This window comes from Sulfurirhabdus autotrophica, from assembly GCF_004346685.1.
In the GTDB taxonomy this organism is placed as follows: domain Bacteria; phylum Pseudomonadota; class Gammaproteobacteria; order Burkholderiales; family SMCO01; genus Sulfurirhabdus; species Sulfurirhabdus autotrophica.
Genome location: NZ_SMCO01000027.1, coordinates 20,668 through 41,182, shown reverse-complemented (window position 1 = coordinate 41,182; position 20,515 = coordinate 20,668). Strand labels below are relative to the sequence as shown.

At 49.2% G+C, this 20,515-nt stretch carries 26 protein-coding genes; 13 read left to right on the top strand and 13 right to left on the bottom strand.

The window, feature by feature from the left end:
* The first annotated feature begins 132 nt into the window (after positions 1-132).
* On the top strand, positions 133-261 hold the full coding sequence (locus tag EDC63_RS19020; RefSeq protein WP_262982219.1) for a hypothetical protein: 129 nt from the start codon (positions 133-135) through the stop codon (positions 259-261).
* Between the two features lie 59 nt (positions 262-320).
* On the opposite strand, the gene EDC63_RS16840 is transcribed toward EDC63_RS19020, so the two are convergent.
* Complete coding sequence (locus EDC63_RS16840) at positions 321-644, bottom strand: helix-turn-helix domain-containing protein (protein ID WP_124944939.1); 324 nt, start codon at positions 642-644, stop codon at positions 321-323.
* Positions 645-1,137: 493 nt separating this feature from the next.
* Here EDC63_RS16840 and EDC63_RS16835 point away from each other — a divergent pair, with 493 nt between their 5' ends.
* The 3 genes from EDC63_RS16835 (at position 1,138) to EDC63_RS16825 (ending at position 2,169) form a co-directional block, all read left to right on the top strand.
* Positions 1,138-1,341 carry a hypothetical protein gene (locus EDC63_RS16835; protein WP_124944940.1) on the top strand — a complete coding sequence of 68 codons (204 nt, stop codon included), beginning with the start codon at positions 1,138-1,140 and terminating at the stop codon, positions 1,339-1,341.
* A gap of 15 nt (positions 1,342-1,356) precedes the next feature.
* Complete coding sequence (locus EDC63_RS19135; protein WP_124944941.1) at positions 1,357-1,608, top strand: helix-turn-helix domain-containing protein; 252 nt, start codon at positions 1,357-1,359, stop codon at positions 1,606-1,608.
* Between the two features lie 99 nt (positions 1,609-1,707).
* The gene (locus tag EDC63_RS16825; RefSeq protein WP_124944942.1) at positions 1,708-2,169 is read left to right on the top strand and encodes a hypothetical protein; all 462 of its coding nucleotides are present in this window, start codon (positions 1,708-1,710) and stop codon (positions 2,167-2,169) included.
* Positions 2,170-2,351: 182 nt separating this feature from the next.
* On the opposite strand, the gene EDC63_RS16820 is transcribed toward EDC63_RS16825, so the two are convergent.
* From EDC63_RS16820 to EDC63_RS16810, 3 genes are read right to left on the bottom strand one after another with little or no spacing between them, the layout of a single operon-like run.
* Positions 2,352-2,546, bottom strand: coding sequence for a type II toxin-antitoxin system MqsA family antitoxin (locus EDC63_RS16820; protein ID WP_223248148.1), 195 nt, complete (start codon positions 2,544-2,546; stop codon positions 2,352-2,354).
* A gap of 2 nt (positions 2,547-2,548) precedes the next feature.
* A complete protein-coding gene (locus EDC63_RS16815) occupies positions 2,549-2,728 on the bottom strand; it encodes a hypothetical protein (RefSeq protein ID WP_124944943.1) in 180 nt (59 codons plus the stop codon).
* On the bottom strand, positions 2,728-3,066 hold the full coding sequence (locus EDC63_RS16810) for a hypothetical protein (protein ID WP_124944944.1): 339 nt from the start codon (positions 3,064-3,066) through the stop codon (positions 2,728-2,730). The genes EDC63_RS16815 and EDC63_RS16810 overlap by 1 nt, the downstream gene beginning before the upstream one ends.
* A gap of 44 nt (positions 3,067-3,110) precedes the next feature.
* Here EDC63_RS16810 and EDC63_RS18615 point away from each other — a divergent pair, with 44 nt between their 5' ends.
* On the top strand, positions 3,111-3,287 hold the full coding sequence (locus tag EDC63_RS18615; RefSeq protein ID WP_165923030.1) for a hypothetical protein: 177 nt from the start codon (positions 3,111-3,113) through the stop codon (positions 3,285-3,287).
* A 6-nt stretch (positions 3,288-3,293) separates the two neighbouring features.
* Here the strand turns inward: EDC63_RS18615 and EDC63_RS16805 are convergent, their stop codons facing one another.
* Positions 3,294-3,485 carry a hypothetical protein gene (locus EDC63_RS16805; protein WP_124944945.1) on the bottom strand — a complete coding sequence of 64 codons (192 nt, stop codon included), beginning with the start codon at positions 3,483-3,485 and terminating at the stop codon, positions 3,294-3,296.
* A gap of 66 nt (positions 3,486-3,551) precedes the next feature.
* Here EDC63_RS16805 and EDC63_RS19015 point away from each other — a divergent pair, with 66 nt between their 5' ends.
* Positions 3,552-3,686: a hypothetical protein gene (locus EDC63_RS19015; protein ID WP_262982419.1), complete on the top strand. Its 135-nt coding sequence runs from the start codon at positions 3,552-3,554 to the stop codon at positions 3,684-3,686.
* A 114-nt stretch (positions 3,687-3,800) separates the two neighbouring features.
* On the opposite strand, the gene EDC63_RS16800 is transcribed toward EDC63_RS19015, so the two are convergent.
* Entirely contained in the window at positions 3,801-4,097 is a 297-nt protein-coding gene (locus tag EDC63_RS16800; RefSeq protein WP_124944946.1) for a helix-turn-helix transcriptional regulator, read from the bottom strand.
* Between the two features lie 100 nt (positions 4,098-4,197).
* On the opposite strand from EDC63_RS16800, the gene EDC63_RS18610 reads away from it, so the two are divergent.
* Both EDC63_RS18610 and EDC63_RS16795 read left to right on the top strand, forming a co-directional pair.
* Positions 4,198-4,368, top strand: a complete 171-nt coding sequence (locus EDC63_RS18610) for a hypothetical protein (RefSeq protein WP_165923029.1) — start codon at positions 4,198-4,200, stop codon at positions 4,366-4,368.
* Between the two features lie 274 nt (positions 4,369-4,642).
* Positions 4,643-5,077: a helix-turn-helix domain-containing protein gene (locus tag EDC63_RS16795; RefSeq protein WP_124944947.1), complete on the top strand. Its 435-nt coding sequence runs from the start codon at positions 4,643-4,645 to the stop codon at positions 5,075-5,077.
* A 208-nt stretch (positions 5,078-5,285) separates the two neighbouring features.
* Here EDC63_RS16795 and EDC63_RS16790 read toward each other — a convergent pair whose 3' ends face one another.
* A complete protein-coding gene (locus EDC63_RS16790) occupies positions 5,286-5,465 on the bottom strand; it encodes a hypothetical protein (protein ID WP_124944948.1) in 180 nt (59 codons plus the stop codon).
* 455 nt (positions 5,466-5,920) lie between these two features.
* Between EDC63_RS16790 and EDC63_RS16785 the strand changes: the two genes are divergently transcribed.
* The gene (locus EDC63_RS16785; RefSeq protein ID WP_124944949.1) at positions 5,921-6,376 is read left to right on the top strand and encodes a mobile mystery protein A; all 456 of its coding nucleotides are present in this window, start codon (positions 5,921-5,923) and stop codon (positions 6,374-6,376) included.
* A 169-nt stretch (positions 6,377-6,545) separates the two neighbouring features.
* Here the strand turns inward: EDC63_RS16785 and EDC63_RS16780 are convergent, their stop codons facing one another.
* Both EDC63_RS16780 and EDC63_RS16775 read right to left on the bottom strand, forming a co-directional pair.
* A complete protein-coding gene (locus EDC63_RS16780; protein WP_124944950.1) occupies positions 6,546-7,529 on the bottom strand; it encodes a TniQ family protein in 984 nt (327 codons plus the stop codon).
* The gene (locus EDC63_RS16775) at positions 7,526-7,867 is read right to left on the bottom strand and encodes a helix-turn-helix domain-containing protein (protein ID WP_124944951.1); all 342 of its coding nucleotides are present in this window, start codon (positions 7,865-7,867) and stop codon (positions 7,526-7,528) included. Before EDC63_RS16775 ends, EDC63_RS16780 begins: the two co-directional genes overlap by 4 nt.
* Positions 7,868-7,925: 58 nt before the next feature.
* On the opposite strand from EDC63_RS16775, the gene EDC63_RS16770 reads away from it, so the two are divergent.
* On the top strand, positions 7,926-9,434 hold the full coding sequence (locus EDC63_RS16770; RefSeq protein WP_124944952.1) for a TnsD family Tn7-like transposition protein: 1,509 nt from the start codon (positions 7,926-7,928) through the stop codon (positions 9,432-9,434).
* Positions 9,435-9,462: 28 nt separating this feature from the next.
* Here the strand turns inward: EDC63_RS16770 and EDC63_RS16765 are convergent, their stop codons facing one another.
* The 4 genes from EDC63_RS16765 to EDC63_RS16750 form a co-directional block, all read right to left on the bottom strand.
* The gene (locus EDC63_RS16765; protein ID WP_124944953.1) at positions 9,463-10,926 is read right to left on the bottom strand and encodes an ATP-binding protein; all 1,464 of its coding nucleotides are present in this window, start codon (positions 10,924-10,926) and stop codon (positions 9,463-9,465) included.
* Positions 10,923-12,803: a hypothetical protein gene (locus EDC63_RS16760; protein ID WP_132920965.1), complete on the bottom strand. Its 1,881-nt coding sequence runs from the start codon at positions 12,801-12,803 to the stop codon at positions 10,923-10,925. Before EDC63_RS16760 ends, EDC63_RS16765 begins: the two co-directional genes overlap by 4 nt.
* Positions 12,804-13,182: 379 nt before the next feature.
* Positions 13,183-14,091: a PDDEXK family nuclease gene (locus EDC63_RS16755; RefSeq protein WP_124944955.1), complete on the bottom strand. Its 909-nt coding sequence runs from the start codon at positions 14,089-14,091 to the stop codon at positions 13,183-13,185.
* A 306-nt stretch (positions 14,092-14,397) separates the two neighbouring features.
* Positions 14,398-14,778: a helix-turn-helix domain-containing protein gene (locus EDC63_RS16750; RefSeq protein WP_165923028.1), complete on the bottom strand. Its 381-nt coding sequence runs from the start codon at positions 14,776-14,778 to the stop codon at positions 14,398-14,400.
* Between the two features lie 378 nt (positions 14,779-15,156).
* Between EDC63_RS16750 and EDC63_RS16745 the strand changes: the two genes are divergently transcribed.
* The 3 genes from EDC63_RS16745 to EDC63_RS16735 are packed head-to-tail and all read left to right on the top strand — an operon-like array spanning position 15,157 to position 20,466.
* The gene (locus tag EDC63_RS16745) at positions 15,157-16,824 is read left to right on the top strand and encodes a type I restriction-modification system subunit M (RefSeq protein ID WP_124944957.1); all 1,668 of its coding nucleotides are present in this window, start codon (positions 15,157-15,159) and stop codon (positions 16,822-16,824) included.
* The gene (locus tag EDC63_RS16740; RefSeq protein WP_124944958.1) at positions 16,814-18,148 is read left to right on the top strand and encodes a restriction endonuclease subunit S; all 1,335 of its coding nucleotides are present in this window, start codon (positions 16,814-16,816) and stop codon (positions 18,146-18,148) included. Before EDC63_RS16745 ends, EDC63_RS16740 begins: the two co-directional genes overlap by 11 nt.
* The gene (locus EDC63_RS16735) at positions 18,145-20,466 is read left to right on the top strand and encodes a hypothetical protein (protein ID WP_124944959.1); all 2,322 of its coding nucleotides are present in this window, start codon (positions 18,145-18,147) and stop codon (positions 20,464-20,466) included. Before EDC63_RS16740 ends, EDC63_RS16735 begins: the two co-directional genes overlap by 4 nt.
* Positions 20,467-20,515: the final 49 nt, after the last annotated feature.

The following is a 20,515-nucleotide window of genomic DNA, read 5'->3' as shown; positions in this document are numbered from 1 at the left end:
GAGCAATCACCTGAACGGGTCAAAAGTTACTTTCAGGATATCCACGTAAAATATGCCGCATGAAAAATTCAAACTTCATCTGGCCGGATCAATAAAGACAAGCCCGATCAGCCCGATAATGGCGAACATGGGGTGAAGCAGAAGAAGCTCACCGGGAGCATGGCGGGCAAACTGGTAGTGCCCGATGATTTTGACACGATGGCGCGCGATGAGATTGAAAGACTATTTTCCGGTGAAGATCAGGTGAAAGAGAAGAAGTGAGTTTGCGTTACCTATACTATTTTGAGTCCACAAAACACTCGAAGAAATGAAGCCGTCGGTTAATGCCTGAGGGCTTTTTTTTCGCCCCGCTTATGTCTAACACGCTGCCGGGCTGGGGGTTTAGGTAGCAATTCGGCATCTAGTTCACGTTGAACATCGTCGAGTGTGCGCGTTTGTCTGCGACACGGGATCGCGGCCAGCTCTAAGCCGACAGTCCGGAGCATATTGCTAAGCGTAAGTACGCCGATATCTAAGCCATTCCCACGCTCAAAGTCAGATATAGTTGTGGTACTTATACGTGATAGTTTCGATACGTCCTTTTGCGTCAACCCGGCTGCAATCCGGGCAGTACGGAAGATTTCTGAGAGTTCGAATAAGTACATGTTTAATTCCCGGCAAAGCGTGTTTTAACGTTAAATTCTAGCTTAATTAGCAGTATAGTAGTAGTTATTTGTAGCCGAAGTGGTTAAAGGCCAGGTTGCCAGTTGCAGAACCGGAAATATCGGCTGCGCCTCTATTTTGCCCGCGACGAGAACGGAATGGGTCGGAAGTGATCGGCAGACGTGAAATAGCTGGAAAACGACATTTATAGTGATTTGATTGGTTAAATTAGCTGAAATACGACAAGCCAACCGCCTATAAAAAAGCCCTGGATTAGCGGGAATTTCGGGAAATAGGTCGTAAAGGCCCTAAAACACGAACCCTCAGCAGATACAGGCCTTGCTATGCGCGGAGGCTCGAAGTTCTAATCGTGTTCCTAGAGATTTGAACATGTGCAAAATTTGCACATGTTTCCTCATGCCGGACGGTTAAATCGTTGATTTGCTTACCGAGGGGCTAGCGCTAATCTGAATTAGCAACCAGGAGATATGTTTTGTGAGCAAAATAGAACTTGAAAAGAATCAGGTTGATCACCCGAAAAAGCCCAATCGACTGGGCTTTATGGCGGATGCCGAGACTGCTCTAAAAGACTTGTTAGCAACCGGACAAGGGTATGATGCGGAAGATGTTCATTCGTACATCCGCAATAAAATAGAAGGTAAGAACCCTGCCAAGCCCAAATCGAAATATATCTTATAGCGTATCTTCTGCGGCATGGAATACACCTTGAAATTCCCGGATCAACTGAAGGCTTATTTACGCTCGTTCCGAAAAGCCCGGGGGCTTACCCAGATTGAGCTTGCAGTAAGATTGGGGGTTGCTCAATCAAGGATTTCGGCAATCGGAAAGAACCTCGGTGTGCTAAGTGTTGATAACCATTTCGAGCTTTTATCAGTGCTAAATGTAGAATTGGTACTTAGAGATCGTCACCCTGGGCCAACATCAAAAGACCAGGACACTTGGTGAAATTCATAGTTTAGTATAGCAAGCGTAAAATTAATATATACAAATCATATAGATACAGTATGTAGATTAGAATATAATATTCATTTTTGAACGTTATATATGAGCGAAGAATCTGACTCTTTCAATGAAAAACTTAAAGCAGTTATCGATGAAATGACGCCCCGGTGTCTCGACGACATCATCCGCGAAAATCGGGAGCTGGCTGAGTTGAGAATGGCTACAGATGCGGATATCCAAGGAGTTCCGGCAGAGATCGAGGAAGCCAGGATGGTGACCGATGCGGTTGAGAACTGGCGTTTGATCACATTGTACGTGCCACCACTGGAGTTGGCTCACGTCCTGCTGCTGGGCAAAAGCGAAAAGAAAAAAGGACCTGTACTAAGCTCAAAAATACTAGAAATCGACTTAAATAAAGGTCTGGTAGGTACTGAAAGCGGCTCGCTCTATAAGCTCGGGAAGCCAGGGGCCGGTGAACCGCCGACCGAACATTTGGTACAGGTATGCGCTACCCTACATTTTTGGGGCAGCGGTGAAATTCTGGGTGTGCCGACGTTTATATAAGTGCTGAGGATCTTCCAGAATCGGATGCCGTAAATTTTGCAACCGCTTGTTGCAAAATTAACAAAAAGCAGAAAATGCGCCGGAAAGGCTTATGGGATAAGGCTTTCGAGCAGACTTAACCGAATCCTTCGCGGGCAAAGCAACGTGAGCCGCAGGCAGGTGTATGCAAATTTTGCATACGCTCATTTTGATTTTAAGTATGCGCGCATTTCACGCATGACGCGATCCGATTCCGCCGCGTCCAGCACTGACTCGGCACACGCAGGGCAGAAGTCGCCTGTCACCGCCGCAATAATAGTGCTTTCGCTCATGTAAGTGTAGGGCAGGTAGCGCGTGTCGTGTATTAGTTCCGCCGCGCCGCAAATAGGACATTTCATTTTCAGATCCGGTCGAACTCTTTACCAGCCAATCCGCCCGTCTGGGCAATATCCGCAGCATGTTGGGTTAACTCCCGCGCTTCTTTGAGATCCGCATCCCATTTTGCCTTGAATCTCTTATCAAAAACCAGGCGCCCGAACAAAACAAGCACTCCCAACACCTTAGCGGCTTTGATCAGCATCATGCCGCCCCGGTACCTTCGTCTATCGCGCTTTGTAGCGATTCCGCATCAGTCAAATTGCCGTCAACCGGAATGCCCTTTAGAATCCCTTTTGCCGCTTCTGGTTGGTCGTCGTCGTCCATGATCCCGTTGCGCCGAAAAATATCAGGTAACGCTCTTCTTTCTTCTTCCGTCACTTCTCTATACCCGGCCGCGATGGCCTTGGGTGTCATAAGAGGGAAATCGTTCCTGTCAGTTTCTTTGTAGTCAAGGATTTCTTTTCCAACGTCCGGCATATCCAGCCATTTCCGCTCTTCTGCCGTTAGCTCCGGGAAATCGTTTCTGTCTTCAGATTTCATATTAGTCTCTTCCTTTTTCACTCTTATATTTCCAGTATAGCCACATGTCCAAGCCCTTTAAAGCCCTTGCCCCTGTTGCCCCGTCTAAAGCCGAGCGGCAAGCTTTCTATCACCAAAAAGTAAAAGACTCCGGGCTATCAAACCAGGTAGCCGCCAGGCAGGCAGAGCTAACCCCGGCCGATGTTGAACGTCAGTTCCGGCTTATTGCCTGGCACCGTTAGACCTCTCTAATCTTTGCTGAGACTCTCATCGAGCGCCGCCATTTTTGCCTCTTCGTACGCCTGAACCTGCGCCAACACCCGCATTTCTTTAAGCTGCCTGATCACCTTGTTCCAATATTCCGCGCCCAAATCGCCATCATTTGAGCCCAATTGAAAAAGTCTATTCAGCAATTCATTGAACTCTTCATCTGTCATCATCGCATTTTCCTCAATCAAACAATCTCAGTCTCTGGTGTGGTGGGGCAATATTCGTAAAACGTTGCAATGCTCACGCTCAAATCCCACGCAGATTTCCCGGATTTCAACAGTATCTTCGCGCTCTCCATTTCCGCCAAGGAAGTCGGGACATGCAAAACACCGGCCTATTTCCCCATTATTCTAGAAGAAAATAATACTTGAAAAAACCACTTAAGCCACATTAATCAGGCTTTGTATAAAACTGGCACAAATAAAGAGACAGTACGGTTATCTGGGAATAATTGCGCGCTTATTTACAGGATATGCCCCCTTTCATCACCATGACTCATTATCCAGAGGATTTATAGTGCCTGAATTCATTGAATTGGGATCAGTCCCTTCGGTCAAAATTCGTGCACGCTTATCTTGTAGTAAAATTTCAACTTCCAACGCGGACAGCACCCGAAAAAGCTGGTCGACACTTAGCACACCGGGGTTCTTCTCAATGACGGCTATTCGTGATTGATTCACACCGAGCATTTTAGCAAGCTGGGCTTGTGTAAGCCCATGTGCTTTGCGGAATGAACGCAATTGCGGCGTAAGCTGGTTAGCAAATTTGAGTGCATAGTTCATGATGCATAATATACTCTATAGCGTATATTATGCACTTGACACATCCTGTTAACGATGTAGATTGTTATGCGTATCCCTGGTTCAAAGGAGTTGATGCACTATGCAAAATCAGCCGGTTAATTTAACAGCTCATGTTGAGCAGTTACCCACAAAAATACTCGAAGAACTTGATAATCGCGCCTGGGCGGATCGCAATGCAGAAGCCTTGTCGGCGCATGGAGTGAACATCGCTAGCACAGGATTGGCGGGCACCGAGTTTGATAGGATTTAAACTTTGGCAAAATTGACTTCTATTCAAACTCAAGCATCGCGAGTGCCGTGATACTCTATCTAGTCACTATTCAGAACGACCACATCTAAGATCAAAACCCGTGCGACTGCTCAATTACAATTAATTATATCATTATGATATAATTTTGCTTTGTACATCATTATGTTCAATATTCATCATGAGTTCTTTCATTTTGCCGACTATACGCAAGAAGCAATGACGCAATGAATGACAACGATTTGAACAAGCACTATCGGAAAGGTAAGGTGCAATCATGCGTATATCAGCAGCTCAGTTTGATATCCCGACTATTCAGGCAACCTGGCAAGCTTTTGAAACAATGACAGGCATTCGGCCAATTTACGATGAAACCGACTACGATCACATGGTTATTTTCATGAATGTTTTGTTGGATACCATAGGTGATAGCGAAACTCATCCTCTGTCCGGGTTGCTGGACCTTGTGAGTGATCTCGTTTCGAATTATGAACAAAAACAATTCGCCATTGAACTCGTTGAACCTAAAGAAGCTCTACGGTTTTTGATGGAGGCGCGCGGCCTAAAACAAGAAGACCTGTCAGCGATTGTTCCCCAGAGTAATCTATCGACCATACTGGCAGGAAAACGGAAAATTAGCGCATCTCTTGCTGGTAAGCTGGGTAAATTCTTCGGGATCAGCCCAGCCGTATTTGTACCAGTCTCTACATAACACATGGTTCACATGTCAGTAGCCGGGTAACCCTGTAAAAACCGCTGTCTACCTACCCTGCCGGAAGTTAAGTAAACCCAACAATCTCGGGTATTGTTCTGCGCAGTACTTAACATATTTCACACACTTATGATTTCTGTTTTACACTAAAATCTATATGGCACATGTCAGTGTGTGCGGTATGTGTGCGGCAGCGCTCTACCGGTGGTTATTTTGGCCATTTAACAAGTTTGAACTGAGCAACAATCTCCGGGGGGATTAATTCGGCACGACGAACGGCATCTTTATTAGATAAACTTTCCTGCTGAACCTTTAGACGAAATGCTGCTTGCCTCTCGGATTTCGATGGGATTGCTGGCGTTTGCTTGTTTTCTTTTGGCTTGTCCATGAGTGTATGATAGTGCAAATCCTATGAATTTTCATCGTGAAAGTGACCGAGTAAACATGGAATCGAAGCCGAGTGCAAAGCCCTTTTGATCTTTACAGAAAAGTGGGGTTTCAGAACTGGAGGCAGGTGAGTGAAAGATCTCCAGTCGCGGATCATTTTGACCAAGTTAATCTACAGCAAGCGCTACCGGGCTGGATGGCAATAAATAATTGACCATGCGCGCCAGCGGACGCCAAATAGATGAAATTCAATATGGTAGCAAGCCGTATTGGGTAATTGCTGACCATACTCCCATTTATCCTCCCCTGCATCCCCAATCATTATGCAAAATTCCCTGCATTGCTTTGCCGTTAAATTGAACCAAAGACTCTTTAAAAGCCACCTTTAATATAAAATAAATGTTAGTTTATAGCTGAACGTTATTAAGTTAATTGTTATGCTGTAGACTAACAAAAATGAACACTCAAAAACTTCGGCAGCACCAAGTAGATAAACATTTAGAGCCATTTAGACAGTTGGCGAGAAGACGCGTGCCTACTGGAGGATGGCTTAAAACAATCCGGCTTGCATTAGGGCTGACTCTTAGGCAGCAAGCCAAGCGCTGCAATATCGCGTTTCCAACTTTACATAGCACAGAGCATTCGGAAGCTGAGGACAGAATCACCTTGGGACAGCTTCGCAAAATGGCTGCGGCCCTAGATTGTGAATTGGTTTACGCCCTGGTGCCTAGCAAGCCACTTAGTGAAATCACTGAAACCCAAGCCGAGAAAATTGCGCAAGAAGAAGTGTTTAGCGTCGCTCATTCGATGGCACTGGAAAATCAACGGCCAACGGATACTTTTCTTGCCGAACAGATTGAGTCTCGAAAACGAGAGTTGCTCACAGGGAAGTGGTCCAAACTCTGGGGCTGAGTGAAAAGCTATCGAACGCACCTAGCCATTTGCGAATCAATTCAATCCAAAAGTCCTCCCACAGCTCCAAATACTTTCATATGATTCATATTCAAGCATATCAGTGACCGATCTTGGCTGCACCCACTTAAATAGTTGCATGCTGTGAAAAAGCAAACATATTTCCTCATTACGCTGCTGTCTTGCGATAATTTACAGCATAGCGGTCGAAGTCCGCCCATGACCCAAACAAGTTATCAACCGCCATCAAAAGATCGGAATAACGCCTGAATCTGAGTGTCCATGGACCAAACTCGCCGCGATTAAACTTTTCCCGATGAAATGCATCCTTTAGCCAGTCACCACGGACATCCTTCTCTTTCTGGTAAATTGACTTAAAATATGCAGAGCCATAGCTTGCCTCCATATCATTGCATGCTGCTGCTGTGTTGCCTCCCGTGATAGCTGACACCACTTTTGCAAATAAAACCAGGTCTGTCCCTTCCATTTTTCCACTGTTACAAGTGACATAAGCCAGATTTGCCAATCGGTTCACCGACTCTGAAAAACTGTACGTAGGTAGCCAGCGCTTACCGCAACCTAGACAATGGCTTTCTGGCAGCTCCATGCTACGCGGATGGCGTGCCTGACGCCCGCAATACGGACAATTCTGGATCAGATCGCAGCCATGCTTGTGGCAGGTTGCCACTCCGTGCAATTGGTGGCTACGATGCCAGTATGCGAAGCCCATCTCATTTTGTTCTTCTTGAATACATAATGGACAGCATTGAAGTGAATGCTGTAGCAGCAAAGTGTGACAGCAGTAATAAATCCGATCAGTTCCAAATCGAGCGCCGCTTTCGGTATTTAATATTGCTTGTTTAATATGGTTTTCACCGAAAATCCTGTGTAGTGCAGGCAAAAGCAAGTGTTTAGCCAAAATATCCTGCCTTTCCTTGAATAAATGTGGTGGAACCTTGGCTAGCAAATGGCTAGTATGATTAGTCATCAACTTGGGTACTACTTGGCAAAATTTGCCGAATAGCTCATTAAATGTCTGACGGGGAGAAGCATGACCCGCAAGTTGGTGGTAACGGTAGACCACACTATCGAGCAACTCATCCGATTGCGGCATGGGAAAGAAACTTACGTGTGCTTTGTGTTGCTGCATCATCGTGCGACCTCCTTAAATGTGCGTAAACTCAGGATAACGTTGGCGATAGCGGTTGCATGTTCAGGACTCCCATCCCACACGGAACTGAGCGCATCCATCAGCAGCGTATTCCGACGGGGATCGTGCATACCGAATACAGCGAGCTGATTTGCAAATTTGCATAATTTCTGAACATTTGACGAGGCCCGGATTAACTGGCCTGCGAGGATTCTTGAAACTTGGGACTGATCAACACCAATGGCGCTTGCAATCTGGGTTTGCGTAATCACCTTTGCTTCGACTGCGTGGCGTAGCCGATCAAGGGTTGCAATATGTTCGGGAGATAAATCATTTTTCATAATTGCATACTATAATATGCAATTATGAAAATAAATACCAGCACAATCACATCATTTCATGACAGTGAACATCAAACCTGATCTTTTCGAAGCCGCACCTTCCTTCCTGCCGATATTGCTGCCAGGCGAGACGCTTTATAGTTGGTGCGCACGCTATCACCGATTAAGCGGAAATCACTTGGCAGCACACACCAGCAAACAACTTTTCGGATCACCCACTGCTGGGCTTATGCAAGACTTCCCGTCACACCTGTCTGTTTTTGTGGAGCGATCGGGAGGACTACTGGGGGATATCGAAGCGTTGGCACATCACCATACTTTGCTTGGCTTTTATACTGCCTTCCGCCCTGCGGAGGTGAGTCAAAGCGCGCTGGCTTCTATGGCAGGGACCAGTGTTGAACGCCTTAAATTCCGATTAGGTCTTCCCGCCAGCCGTTTAGGCGCGACTCATCCATTGAAAGCCTGTCCCGTTTGCATGCTGGAAGATCAGCACCGCTTTGGGAATGCCTATTGGCACTTGGAACACCAGTGGCCAGCAGTCTGGGCATGCCTCGCCCATCAGCAGCCACTTTGGTCATGCGCTGCGAAGACAAAAGCTCTCAACAACCTGCAATGGCTGCTTCCTGGGGATATCCAGGAGAAATACTGGAATATCCCGGAGCAAGCCATAAATAGCTGGCACATCCTTGAACGAATGGCAGATTTCGCCAACCAGTGCCAGCAGATCGCTGGTCTACACCTGGACCCGAAGATACTGCGCCAAACCTATCTGGTGGGGCTGAAACAGCGAGGATGGCTAACGCGGTCTGGAATGATCAGGATGATAGAGACGCGAACGAACTTCCTTCACCAGGCCCACGCGCTGGAAGCCATTCCCGGCTTCGAATTCATAGCTTCCGTGCGAGATGAATCGAGCGGTTTCCTGGGCGTATTACTGCGTGCAGTACGCGGCCATAAACACCCAGTCAAACATCTGCTGCTGATGGCATTCCTGTTCAGCAGCTGGCAAATATTTTGGGAGATTTATCAGGCCATGCTGGCTGTAACGGCTAAAAAGCGGTCACAAAACCCACTTACAGACGATGACCCTCGTCGCCAGAGATTGACTGAACTAATAAAACAGGAAGGGCTATCCGTCAGCGAATCGGCCAGACGACTTGGGGTGAAACTGGATCTCGCCTTGTTTTGGGCCAGACAGGATGGCCTGCCCTATCGTCGTCGTCCCCGTGCGATCCACGCAACGTTACTGCCTGTTCTGCATGAGGCATTAAGCACCGGTGAGAACCGAGACGAAGTAGCTAAGCGTGTGGGCATCTCTGTCGATGCTGTGACGCGCTTTCTGAATAGCCACCCTGATCTCAAAACAAGCTGGACCGAAGCCCATCTGGGCAAACAGCGTGAAACTTATCGGGCACATTACCTAGCGATTTTGGCAGAAAACCCGGGAGCCTCGCTGACTTTCCTGCGAACGCTCCCTGGTTGTGGTTACAAATGGCTTTACCGCAATGACCGAGACTGGTTATCCGAACACCTACCCAGCCTTTGGCAAACTAGACCAATGAAGTAACGCCATTCAGCCTCAACCAATCTGGTCATCACCCATCATCATTTTTTTTGCACTTACTCTGGAAAAAAGCATCCAGCTCATCCAGTAAGTTACTCCCCTGCGCGGTTATTGATGCACTTCCGTTTGACTGCAAGTTTTTGTTGGCACGACGTGTCTGACTGACTTTGAACGCCCGCTGATCTTTAGCGACGATATCCCTGGAAGTAGCAGGGGAACGCAGCGAAGAGCTAACTTCACCGCCACTCAGTAGATCGCCATTGTTTCGGCTATGGCCTGTCGCCCATTTGCTCTGGAAGTAGCACCAGTCGATATCGCTGTAAGCATTGAGCCGGACTGCGTCCTTGGCGACAAAAGCATCGATGATCGGCTTCATCTCTTTCAGAAACGGACTGATCTTGGCTGCATTCATTATTATCGCCACAGTCAGAAATTCCTGACCCTGGTGTGCTGCCAGTTGCTGGCTTTCTGCCAGCAGGCGAATCAGCGCAGCAGGAAACCCTCCCGTTAGCCGGAATAACAATTCCTCCACTTCACGAGTGAGCGGCCCGCGTTCAGGCAACAATTGGCAACGCCACAAGCCACGCACCAGTATCCGCCAGCCATCCTCATCCGGCCCCTCCGCAGGATCCAGGCGAATCCTGTCTGTAGCGGCCAGGCGGCGTACAAGTTGCGATGATTTGCCGTCCTTTTCCTCAAAGGTAAAACCTCGTGGGTTGCCAGCCAGCACAATAGGGATACCATTATTCAACAGTTTCATGACGAAGTTTCTGACTCGTTCGGTGATTCCGCTCTTGCCAAAATTGATGTTCTGCACCTCGTCAAAAACGAGTATTCCGCAGAAGTGGGTCTTCAATTTCCGGATAATCTCCGGAATCATTTTGGGAAGATTCAGCCTATCCGGCTGCTCATCAGTACGCTGAAGACAGGTGTCGATTGCACTCCACAGTTCCCGCAAAAGTTCTTCCAGTCCACCCGCCGTGCTCATATCCAGTTTGAGCCAGACTATTTGCGTGACCGATGCCAATTGACTGCCAACCTCTTTAAGTTGAATCGTTTGTGGCAATCTGGAGAGAACACGATCAATAATACGTGTCTTGCCAACCCCGGTGATTCCGGAGATAGAGGTCCCCTCAGCCTGGAATGCATTTGGCTCGGAATAGGTCAACTCCGGGTTAACCATGTTGTGATAGTAGCTTGTCCAGAATTCAGACTTGCGGGGGTCGCGTTGAGCGTAATTTTTTCTCAGAACTGTCAGCAACGTACGTGCCAGTTTCACCGCCGAAGGTGTTGGCACAAAAACCTCGTTCAAATAATTAGGCAAGAGACTGAAATCCCGGCGGGTCTCGCACCAGACAGGATCCCGAAAGGGATCAGCAGCAAGCCATTTGATCATGTCCTCATCATCCTTGATATTTGGAATCCATTTCAGGAGCGGATTACCCTCCTCGGCACCAGTCAGATTAACCTTTTCATGGTTCAGGTCACGCTTCATTGTGAATCACCTTCATCCAACCATTTATCGTAAGGATTGAGTACGTCCTTGTCCTCGCTGAAATCATACTTGGATTCATTTGTCGTCATTGAATCCAATGTGGTGGGTGTATCCTCCTCTTCATTGTTTGTAACCAGCTGAGTGAGGAGTGTGGCAGCTTTCCCCGTTTGTGCGATTTCATCAATGCGATTATTCCGCCTATTTTTCAGTCGAGAACTTTTGCTAGGCGGTTTTGACAGGCGTTTAACAGCCAGATCTTTCTCATCCTGGGCATTTTTTACTACTGCCTCGCGTTCCACTGCCATTTCAATCCGTGATTGCCTCGCTTTTTTTTCCAGCTGCCGGGTCTTTTCACTTAGCCTTCCTTGTGTAAGAAGGATATCTTGCAAGGTGGATTCTTCGAGCTGTGGATCATTGCTAACAAGCTCAAGCGATTGCAGGCCGACTTCCGGATCGAGATACCACACACGGCGCAGATCATATGGATTGTGGTACAGCTGTATACGAAAACTTCCTCTTCTGCGAGCCGTTTCCAACCAGTTATGTTGCTCGGCTATCGGCCCAAGATAACGCAATTCTCTGACGACAATCTCATAACCCCCCGTGGATTCACTCTTGGCAATGAGGTACACACCATCCGCATGCACCACGGCATCGATTATTTGACACAAATTAGTCACCAGGCGATCTTCGTCGCAATCCAGATAGGCGACATACCCTTTTTTACGGGCCCATTGCCAGATACTCATGCGAGTCGGCTGCACACCATCTTGCAACATTTCGGTGCTCAATTGCTTGGGCACCGGATCCTTGGTGTTGTGATGAATTATGGCCCGGATAAGATCAGCCGTGAATTCGTAAATAGTGAGGCAGGCATCCAGGGCAGGATCGGATTCGCCACGCTTGCGGTGCTTGCCGCGGGTGGTGCCGGGGAGCCGGTGGGATGAGGTGGCGTGCAACGCATGATGTTTTCCCTCGACCAATGGCTTAAAATCCCCGCGCCCAGTCTGCACATACTCCAAAGAGGTATTGATACCACTCAGAGCCGTGCGCACGTCATTGCAGTTAAACTCCCCCCGATCAACAAGCAGTGTGTTGAAATGAATTTTGGGAAATGCATCTTCAGTGATCTGGATACCATAGCGAGCGCAATAATCCACCTTTGAACTAGCAGCGTTAAGCATAGCCAGCTTGGCCGCCGCACCATCGACCGACCACCCCACGTAGAGCCCGGCGATTATCCCAGTAAACTCGTCAACAATTATCACCCAAGAACATTTCCCGACATTTTTGCTGCGATCGAACATGGAAATAAGATGGACATCGTTGGATGAGGCATCAGCCTGTCCGATCGCGCCGATTCGTCGCAGCCCTGCCGTTGGCATCCCAGCCATGGGGCGATGATTCATCAGCCAGTCCAATTTATACAAATGCTGTTTACAAGCCTTTTCTCCACCGTCCTGGCGTTCGCCGTGATATTGGAATTGATTGATAGATGGCGCCTCCTCCAAAGAGATCGGGACGGGTTCCGGTTTTCCATCGCGATGTTCCCAACTACTGGTATAGAAGGTTCGTATCATCTTGTCGTAGGCAGCCTCGACACTAACACCCGGAATGACATAAGTTCGCCAACCAAATTGCAGATGGTCAATGTCCTCTCTGGTCAGGGCAAAATTACTGTTGGTATCCCCATTGCGCTTGGCGGCAAGAGTTTTCCTGCCGAGGCTGATCTTTTTCCCAGCTCGATGTTTTCCCTTACCGCCACAACGTGTAGTTTGTGGCAGGATAGCCGAAACGACTGAGCCTGCTGCCCAGTACCGATATAACGCCAGATAGACACTCTGCTTGCTGACGCCAAATTCGCGGACGCTAAGCATAACTAGGCTATTCAGTGTACATAACCCACAAAAATAGCGTTCTTCCTGAGACACGATCGGCTCGATGATTGACCACCAGCGGTTGCGATAAGCCACAACAAACGGCGGATAACCCGGCTTCCTGGAAGGATAGAGGCCTGCAAGCTGTGCTTCGCCCATTAACGAACGGGGATCTGGTTTCAATGTGCTGCTCTTGGCTTCTCCACGTTTCAGCGCCGATTGTATTAAGTCGAATGAAAATAAACACGGAGAATTGCGCTTTGTCTGATTGATCGGGATCAGCACTATCTGGTCGTTTTTCGCATTAATCCAGAGCACTCTCACCAGTTCTTCCATGGGGAAAATTCCAGGTATGCTCAAAATCTGGTTACGCAAGAGTTCAGTCATGGCTGCCTCCCAGAATCTGTTCGGCGCTTTGTTTCACCCACGCAAAATCTGTCAGTTTGGCGGGACGCCTCATGATGATAGGGTGCCGCAAGTCAATGGGAATATGCCGCCACCACAGGCCGTGATTAAAAAGAGCATTTGCCTGATTATCATCGAGATTCAGCTTTGATGCGGTCATCTGCCGCGCTTTACCAACAGGTAGACCAGCGCGTAGCAGCTCGGTAATGGCGCCACAATAGGCTACAACAATTCCTTTAGACAAGCTGTCTGGCAAAATTGAGGCTGGAAAAGCCAGCTCCAGATTCTCCCGCAAAGCACTGGAAATTTCACCATTGGATAGCAGCAGCCAGCGTATACCCAGTTCTTTGGCATAGGCCATCTCCAGGATCAACCTTTCTTTGACGCGCGGCTTGGCAGCAACCTTGCCGTTCACTATGTCAGCAGGCTTTGCGGCAATGGCAACAGCCTTCAACATGCCGTCATGGAATACAGTGAGCATCAAATCCGTGGTGGCGAAATAAGGGATATTGCTGCCCGCAAAACGTCCGTGAGCGATACCCAGCTCCTTGGCAATCGCCAGGGTACCGCTACTGCTTGGCAACCGAATCTGTTCCATCTCGGTTCGTCCTGACAGTGGGTGAGAATGCGGAAATGGCCAAAGGGGAAACTGCTCGCGCAGATCCTCCACCCCAAGCCACATGACCCACAAGGCTATATGCCATTCGTTGCGAGACAGGAAGTGGCCGTGGCGCCCCAGTATAGGCAGGTGCCGATAGTTCATATTTCCGTTCGAAGGAGAGCCACGTCTGGATATGATTAACCAGGGCTGATAATCAGCGCCATGTCCCATACCGCGTCCTGATTTGATCTGGTCGCGCAGATTTTTTTCGATAGTATTCATTAAGAAAGTCCTTTTCGTGAGGTGAAAATACCCGGACAGGCGCCAAAGGCTTTAGTCCGGCACAGAAAAGACCTAACCCCGTTAACATCCCAATAGGGCGAGTGCTCCCCTCAGTAAAAACACAGAGTTTCAGCTGATGACAAAATAGGGCGAAAAGGGGCTTGACTTCGAAATGAAACAGCAAGATACTTACGTTACAAGTTCGTTAGTATTTTTCTGGATTCAGACGAAGCCGGTCAGGCCTTTATGGTTTGGTTGGCTTTTGTTTTTCCAGGGTGGGCATTCTCCTTAATTTACTGAAGTTGATTATTCGGACGCTGGCGCAATACGCGACAGATCCCTCTCCAGAATTGCCCAACTTCCCAAGCTGGGCAATTCCACGCATTGCGTTAACCGGACAAATTCTCGTCGCAACGAAAGCGGCATTCCATCAGGAAACCGCAGCACCCCTCGGCTGAATTCAGCGGCTTCAAGCAAGGCCACAACCTCACTTTCTGAAGCACCCAGTGCAATACTCAATCGGCCCAGCCATGTTGAACTTGGAATCTTGGTACCACGTTCAATCTGGCTGATGAACGCGCGTGTACAGCCCATCTGAACCGCGATATCCGCCTGCCGCAAGCCATGCTGCCTGCGCAGTTTGCCCAGTAGTGAGCCAAAGCTGAGTAGTTTTTCAGAGGAAAGCATGTGCATCCGGGAAATCTAATTTGGTAACAAAACAACTATAATACCAGCCAGATAAAATGTCTATTTGTTCTTTTATTACAATATGTTATTTCGGGCGATCGCCCGGTTTTTTTCGGGCGATCGCCCGATTTTTTTGTGTATATTTTTCACCTGTTGAAAAATCGATCACCATGGAAATACCTTTTTAATGAAAAACACAATGCGCAAAGCATAAGAATAAAGAATTTTAGTGCTATGATTACCCTGCATAAAGGGAGGGTCATAGCGCATCTACAGCGTGGCCCAATAATAAGTATTTTTGAGTCTGGTACCTGGCAAAATATGCCATGCTGGGCTCAGGTATGTCTGCTCGTCAGGCACTACCCCATAGGAAAACGGATGGCGAAGAAAGCTGCAAAGAACAACGACAGTTCTGCAACCATCGGCTTCGAGGCCAAACTCTGGCTCGCTGCCGACAAGCTCCGAAACAACATGGACGCGGCGGAATACAAGCACGTTGTCCTTGGCCTCATCTTCATCAAATATATTTCGGACGCTTTTGAGGAAATGCGCGCCAAGCTGCTTGAGGGTAAAGGTGACTACGAAGGCGCCGACCCCGAGGACGCTGATGAATACAAAGCTGAAAACGTTTTCTGGGTGCCCAAGGAAGCACGCTGGTACGAGCTTCAGGCGGCAGCCAAGCAGCCCACCATCGGTAAGGTGGTGGACGACGCCATGGTCGCCCTCGAACGCGATAATCCGCGCCTCAAAGGCGTGCTCCCGAAAGATTATGCCCGCCCTGCGCTCGACAAGCACCGCCTCGGCGAGCTCATCGATCTAATCGGCACCATCACGCTTATCGCCACCGCTACAGAGGGCGAGGATGCCAAATCCCACCGCTCGGTTGATCTGCTTGGCCGCGTTTATGAATACTTCCTCACCCGCTTTGCCAGTGCAGAAGGCAAGAACGGCGGCCAGTTCTACACTCCTAGTTGCATCGTTCGTACCATCGTCGAAATGCTTGCCCCTTACAAAGGACGTGTCTACGACCCCGCTTGTGGTTCCGGTGGTATGTTCGTGCAGTCTGAAAAATTCGTCGTTGAACACGGCGGTCGCATCGGCGATCTCAGCATCTACGGCCAGGAGAGTAACGCCACCACGCGCCGTCTGGCGATCATGAACCTCGCCATTCGCGGGATTGAAGCGGATTTCGGCCCGGAGCAGGCCGACACCTTCCGGCGCGATTTGCACAAAGACCTCAAGGCTCAGTTCGTCATCGCCAACCCGCCTTTCAATGACTCCGACTGGCACCGCGTGGATGATGACGTGCGCTGGCAATACGGCGTGCCACCCAAGGGCAACGCCAACTTCGCCTGGGTGCAGCATTTCATCCATCACCTCGCACCCGACGGCTTCGCCGGCTTTGTGCTCGCCAACGGGAGCATGTCCTCCAACCAGTCCGGCGAAGGTGATATCCGCAAAGCCATTATCGAGGCGGACCTGGTGGACTGCATGGTGGCGCTGCCCGGCCAGCTCTTCTACAGCACGCAAATTCCGGTCTGCCTGTGGTTTCTCACGAAAAGTAAAAATGCCCGAACGGTTGGGCATCCCGATGACGATGTGCCGGATTTTCTGCGCGACCATCGACGCGAAACGCTCTTCATTGATGCGCGAAAAATGGGCACGCTCATTGACCGTGTGCATCGTGAACTGACAGAAGAGGACATTAAAAAGATCGCAGAAACTTACCACGCATGGCGTTCCGACGATCTGGCGTGGCGAGGCGCGGCAAATACGGCTGGATACACACTGCCCGCTGAACCTGGGTCGGGCTACCAGAATATTCCCGGTTTCTGCAAATCCACCACTACCGCAGAAATCGCCGCCCATGGTTACGTCCTCACACCTGGCCGTTATGTCGGCGCCGAGGAGGTCGAAGACGACGGCGAACCCTTCGAGGAAAAGATGGCGCGCCTCGTGGCCGAACTGAATGAGCAATTCGCTGAGTCCGCAAAACTAGAGCAGACCATCAAGGTGAACCTGAGGGGGTTAGGATATGACAGGTGAGTGGGCAGGGACAATTCTCGGCGAGCTGATCAAAGCCGGTGATGCTCACCTTCAAACCGGGCCGTTCGGAACGGCATTGAAGGCTGCGGAATACTCGGCAGAAGGTGTTCCGCTCATTTCAGTTGGTGAAGTCCGGCAGGGCCACTTTGAAGTTAGTGACAAAACGCCTCGTGTTAGTAAAGAAACCACGAAACGGCTTCCAAAGTTCATCTTGGAAATTGGCGACATCGTGTTTGGCCGCAAAGGGGGCATCGACCGTAACGCAATTGTCCACCCGCAGCAGCAGGGCTGGTTCTTGGGTTCGGACGGTATTCGCCTTCGTCTTTCTGAGAAGTACAGCAGTCTGTTCTTTAGCTATCAGATGCGCAGTCCCGCCACCCGCGCGTGGCTTCTACAAAACTGCGAAGGTACAACTATGCCATCGCTAAATCAGCAGATTCTTGGCCGTGTTCCCATCGTGCTTCCACCCATCACCGAACAAAAAGCCATAGCGCACATCCTCGGGGCGCTGGACAACAAGATAGAGTTGAACCGGCGAATGAACGTGACGTTGGAGGCGATGGCGCGGGCGCTGTTCCAGAGCTGGTTTGTCGATTTCGACCCCGTCCGCGCCAAACTCGACGGGTGCGAACCTGCTAGACTGGATGCATATACCGCTGCTCTTTTCCCCGCATATTTCCAAGACTCCCCCCTCGGCCATATCCCACAGGGGTGGGAAATTTCCACGATAGGAACGAAACTTTCTACTGTGCTCGGCGGCACTCCTTCGCGCGAGAAGCCAGAATATTGGACGGGGGGCACTGTGGCTTGGATCAACTCCGGAAAGACGAATGAATTTCGGATCACCGCCCCTTCGGAAATGATCACAAGGGAAGCGCTGGAGAATTCATCAACGAAGCTTTTGCCGCGCCGAACCACTGTTCTCGCAATTACAGGAGCCACATTGGGCCAAGTAAGTATCACGGAAATTGAGTGTTGTGCGAACCAATCCGTGGTTGCCATCCCGGCGTCCGAAGAATTCCCCACTGAATTCATTTACCCTTGGATTCAGGAGAACATAGAGAAACTCATCTCCTCACAGACAGGTGGTGCCCAGCAGCACATCAACAAAGGGAACGTCAACGAACTCGTTCTACTCTGTCCCGACCACCAAGTCATGAATGCCTATCTGACAAAAGCGAAACCACTCTTCGACCAGATCGCCGCCAACTGCTTCCAATCCCGCACCCTCGCCACCCTGCGCGATGCGCTGCTTCCCAAGCTCGTTTCTGGCGAGTTGCGGACAAGGCCTTCAACCACGTTAGTACAAGGGGAGGCTTTTTGAGCGCCGAAGCCACACTCTTACCGAAAGAAGTAGCAGCATTGGTTCATCACATCGAACTGAATCGCTCGGGTTGGTGGGACAAAGTGGTTCAACGGCTCACGTTAGCCGCTGTGTGGTGGTCAGATCATCCAGCGAGCGTCAATGAAATCAAAAAAACACTGTTACAGGAGTTCAAACTGTCGTTGAGCCATGACAAACTACGTGCAGTGCTCAGTGTTTTGGAGAAGCAAGACCTCTTGGTCGCGCTTCACGAAGGGCAATACCGCATTCCGGATGCACAACGTTTAGTGTTTGAGCAGGATATCGCAGCGGCTGAGAAAGTCGAATTAAATGCGCGCGAGTTCTTTTGCAAACTTGCGAGTGAGCTTTGCGCAGGCATCGACGCAATTAGTGTCTGGAGCGCATTTCAGACGGAGTTACTGACACCACTCATTAAAGAGCTTGGTGCCAACGCATACCACCTTATTACTGGCGAAAGTCTGCATGTAAACCATAATTTAGTTAATTATTTCTTAAAGAAATTTAAGCCGGAATTTCATTCAGGCTTAAGAGAACTTGTAACCAGTTTTCTGGACCCAAAGCAAGATGAAGTGCGCGCGCATGTCAGCCGCATGCTGCATGCACGCTTTTGCGTGGAGGCCGGAGGGCTTCCAGAGTCCGCAATTCAGAAACTAAGTGCCACCGTCAGCAAACAAGCTAAGTTTCGAGTATTTGTAGACACTAACCTCTTGTTTTCACTGCTTGAATTGCACGAGAATCCTTCGAATGACGCCGCACGTGAGCTCCTTGAGCTGATCACGCAGCTGAAATCTAACCCCAAGGTACAGCTATTCATCGTTCCAAGGACGATTGAGGAAGCAAAAACGTCGATTGCCTCGGCAAAGTATCGCCTCTCAGGAATTCCCGCTGGCGAAAATTTTACTCAAGCTGCCTTGAACGTAGGCGTCTCGGGAATGGTGGAGAGGTTCCTATCTGAGCGTCTGCGCCGTGGTGGTAAGTTAACTACCGAAGACTGGTTCGACCCATATCTAAATGATTTCGTGACGATTGCACGTGGGAAAGGGGTGGAATTCTTTAATGAAAGCCTTGACTCATATGCGATTCGGCAAGATGTTATCGACGATATTCTTTATGTCCAGGATTCTGAGAAACGATTTGACGAAGGCAGGAGGAAATCTTACCAAAAAGTGGCGCACGATATGATCCTGTGGCACTTTGTTAGCGACCAACGCCCATCCTACATCGAATCCCCAATCGATTCTCGGGATTGGATCCTCACCGTCGATTACCGACTGATTGGTTTTGATGAATATAAACAGAAGAATTCAGGATCGAAGATACCTCTTTGCCTCCATCCAACCTCGCTAATTCAGCTTCTACAGTTTTGGGTACCCCGTACCAAAGAATTTGAGGAAGCCATGCTTGGTAGCATGCGCCTCCCATTCTTATTTCAAGAGTTTGACGCTGAAGGAGAACGCACCAGCCTAAGAATCCTCAAGGGTCTTGGGCGATTCGAGGGGCGCGACGATATTTCCGTGCAAACGTTAACCAGCGTCATCCTCAATGACGGGTTGCGTGCTCGGCTTCCATCCAAAAAAACGGGGGACGGGGAGGCCGAGATTGCTTACATACGCGATGCCCTCGTCGAAGAGATGAAGGCACGCACTACTGCTGAAGCCAATAAGGCGCAACAGTTGCAGACTATTGTGAACGAAAAGGAGGCTGCACTTAATGCACTAGATGCCAGTGAGCGATTGAAGACTGCGGAAGTCATTAGGTTAAACAAAAAAATTGAAGAGAAAGAAACTCGAGAGAAAGCAACAGATGAAAGACTCACCACGCAAGGCGCTGAAATTGAAGAACTGAAAACACAATTGAAGCGTACCGATGAGAACAATAGGCAGCGCTTCGCCCTATTCGCCTATTTTGGACTGCTCTCATTGGTGCTTCTGGGTGCGGGTGTTGCCGCATGGCAAGCGGATCGATTGTTTCCTGATTGGGCAAAATTCATCGGGAAAAATCCCCTCAGGGGGCTGGTGGCTGTTCTCGTGTTCGTAGTTGGTCACCTGCTGCTAGAGTACTGGTCGAGAAGAAATCAGCGGATTGCGCAGCTCTGGTTCTTGAAGCAGATTGGAAGGTTTAGGAGGTGGCTATGGGCATTGGTGGTTTTGAGTTTTATGCTTGGGGTGATCGGCAACCTATACGCCAATCAGATACAGAAACAGATTGATCAGGAACAGAGCGCCCTATCCAGTCCAGAACGTAGGCCTTCACCCGTTTATGTTCCAGACTCTAAAAAGACGCCAAGCCTGAACTAATGCGAGATTTCACCAAATTCATCGTAGAAGACTTCACCTATAACAAATG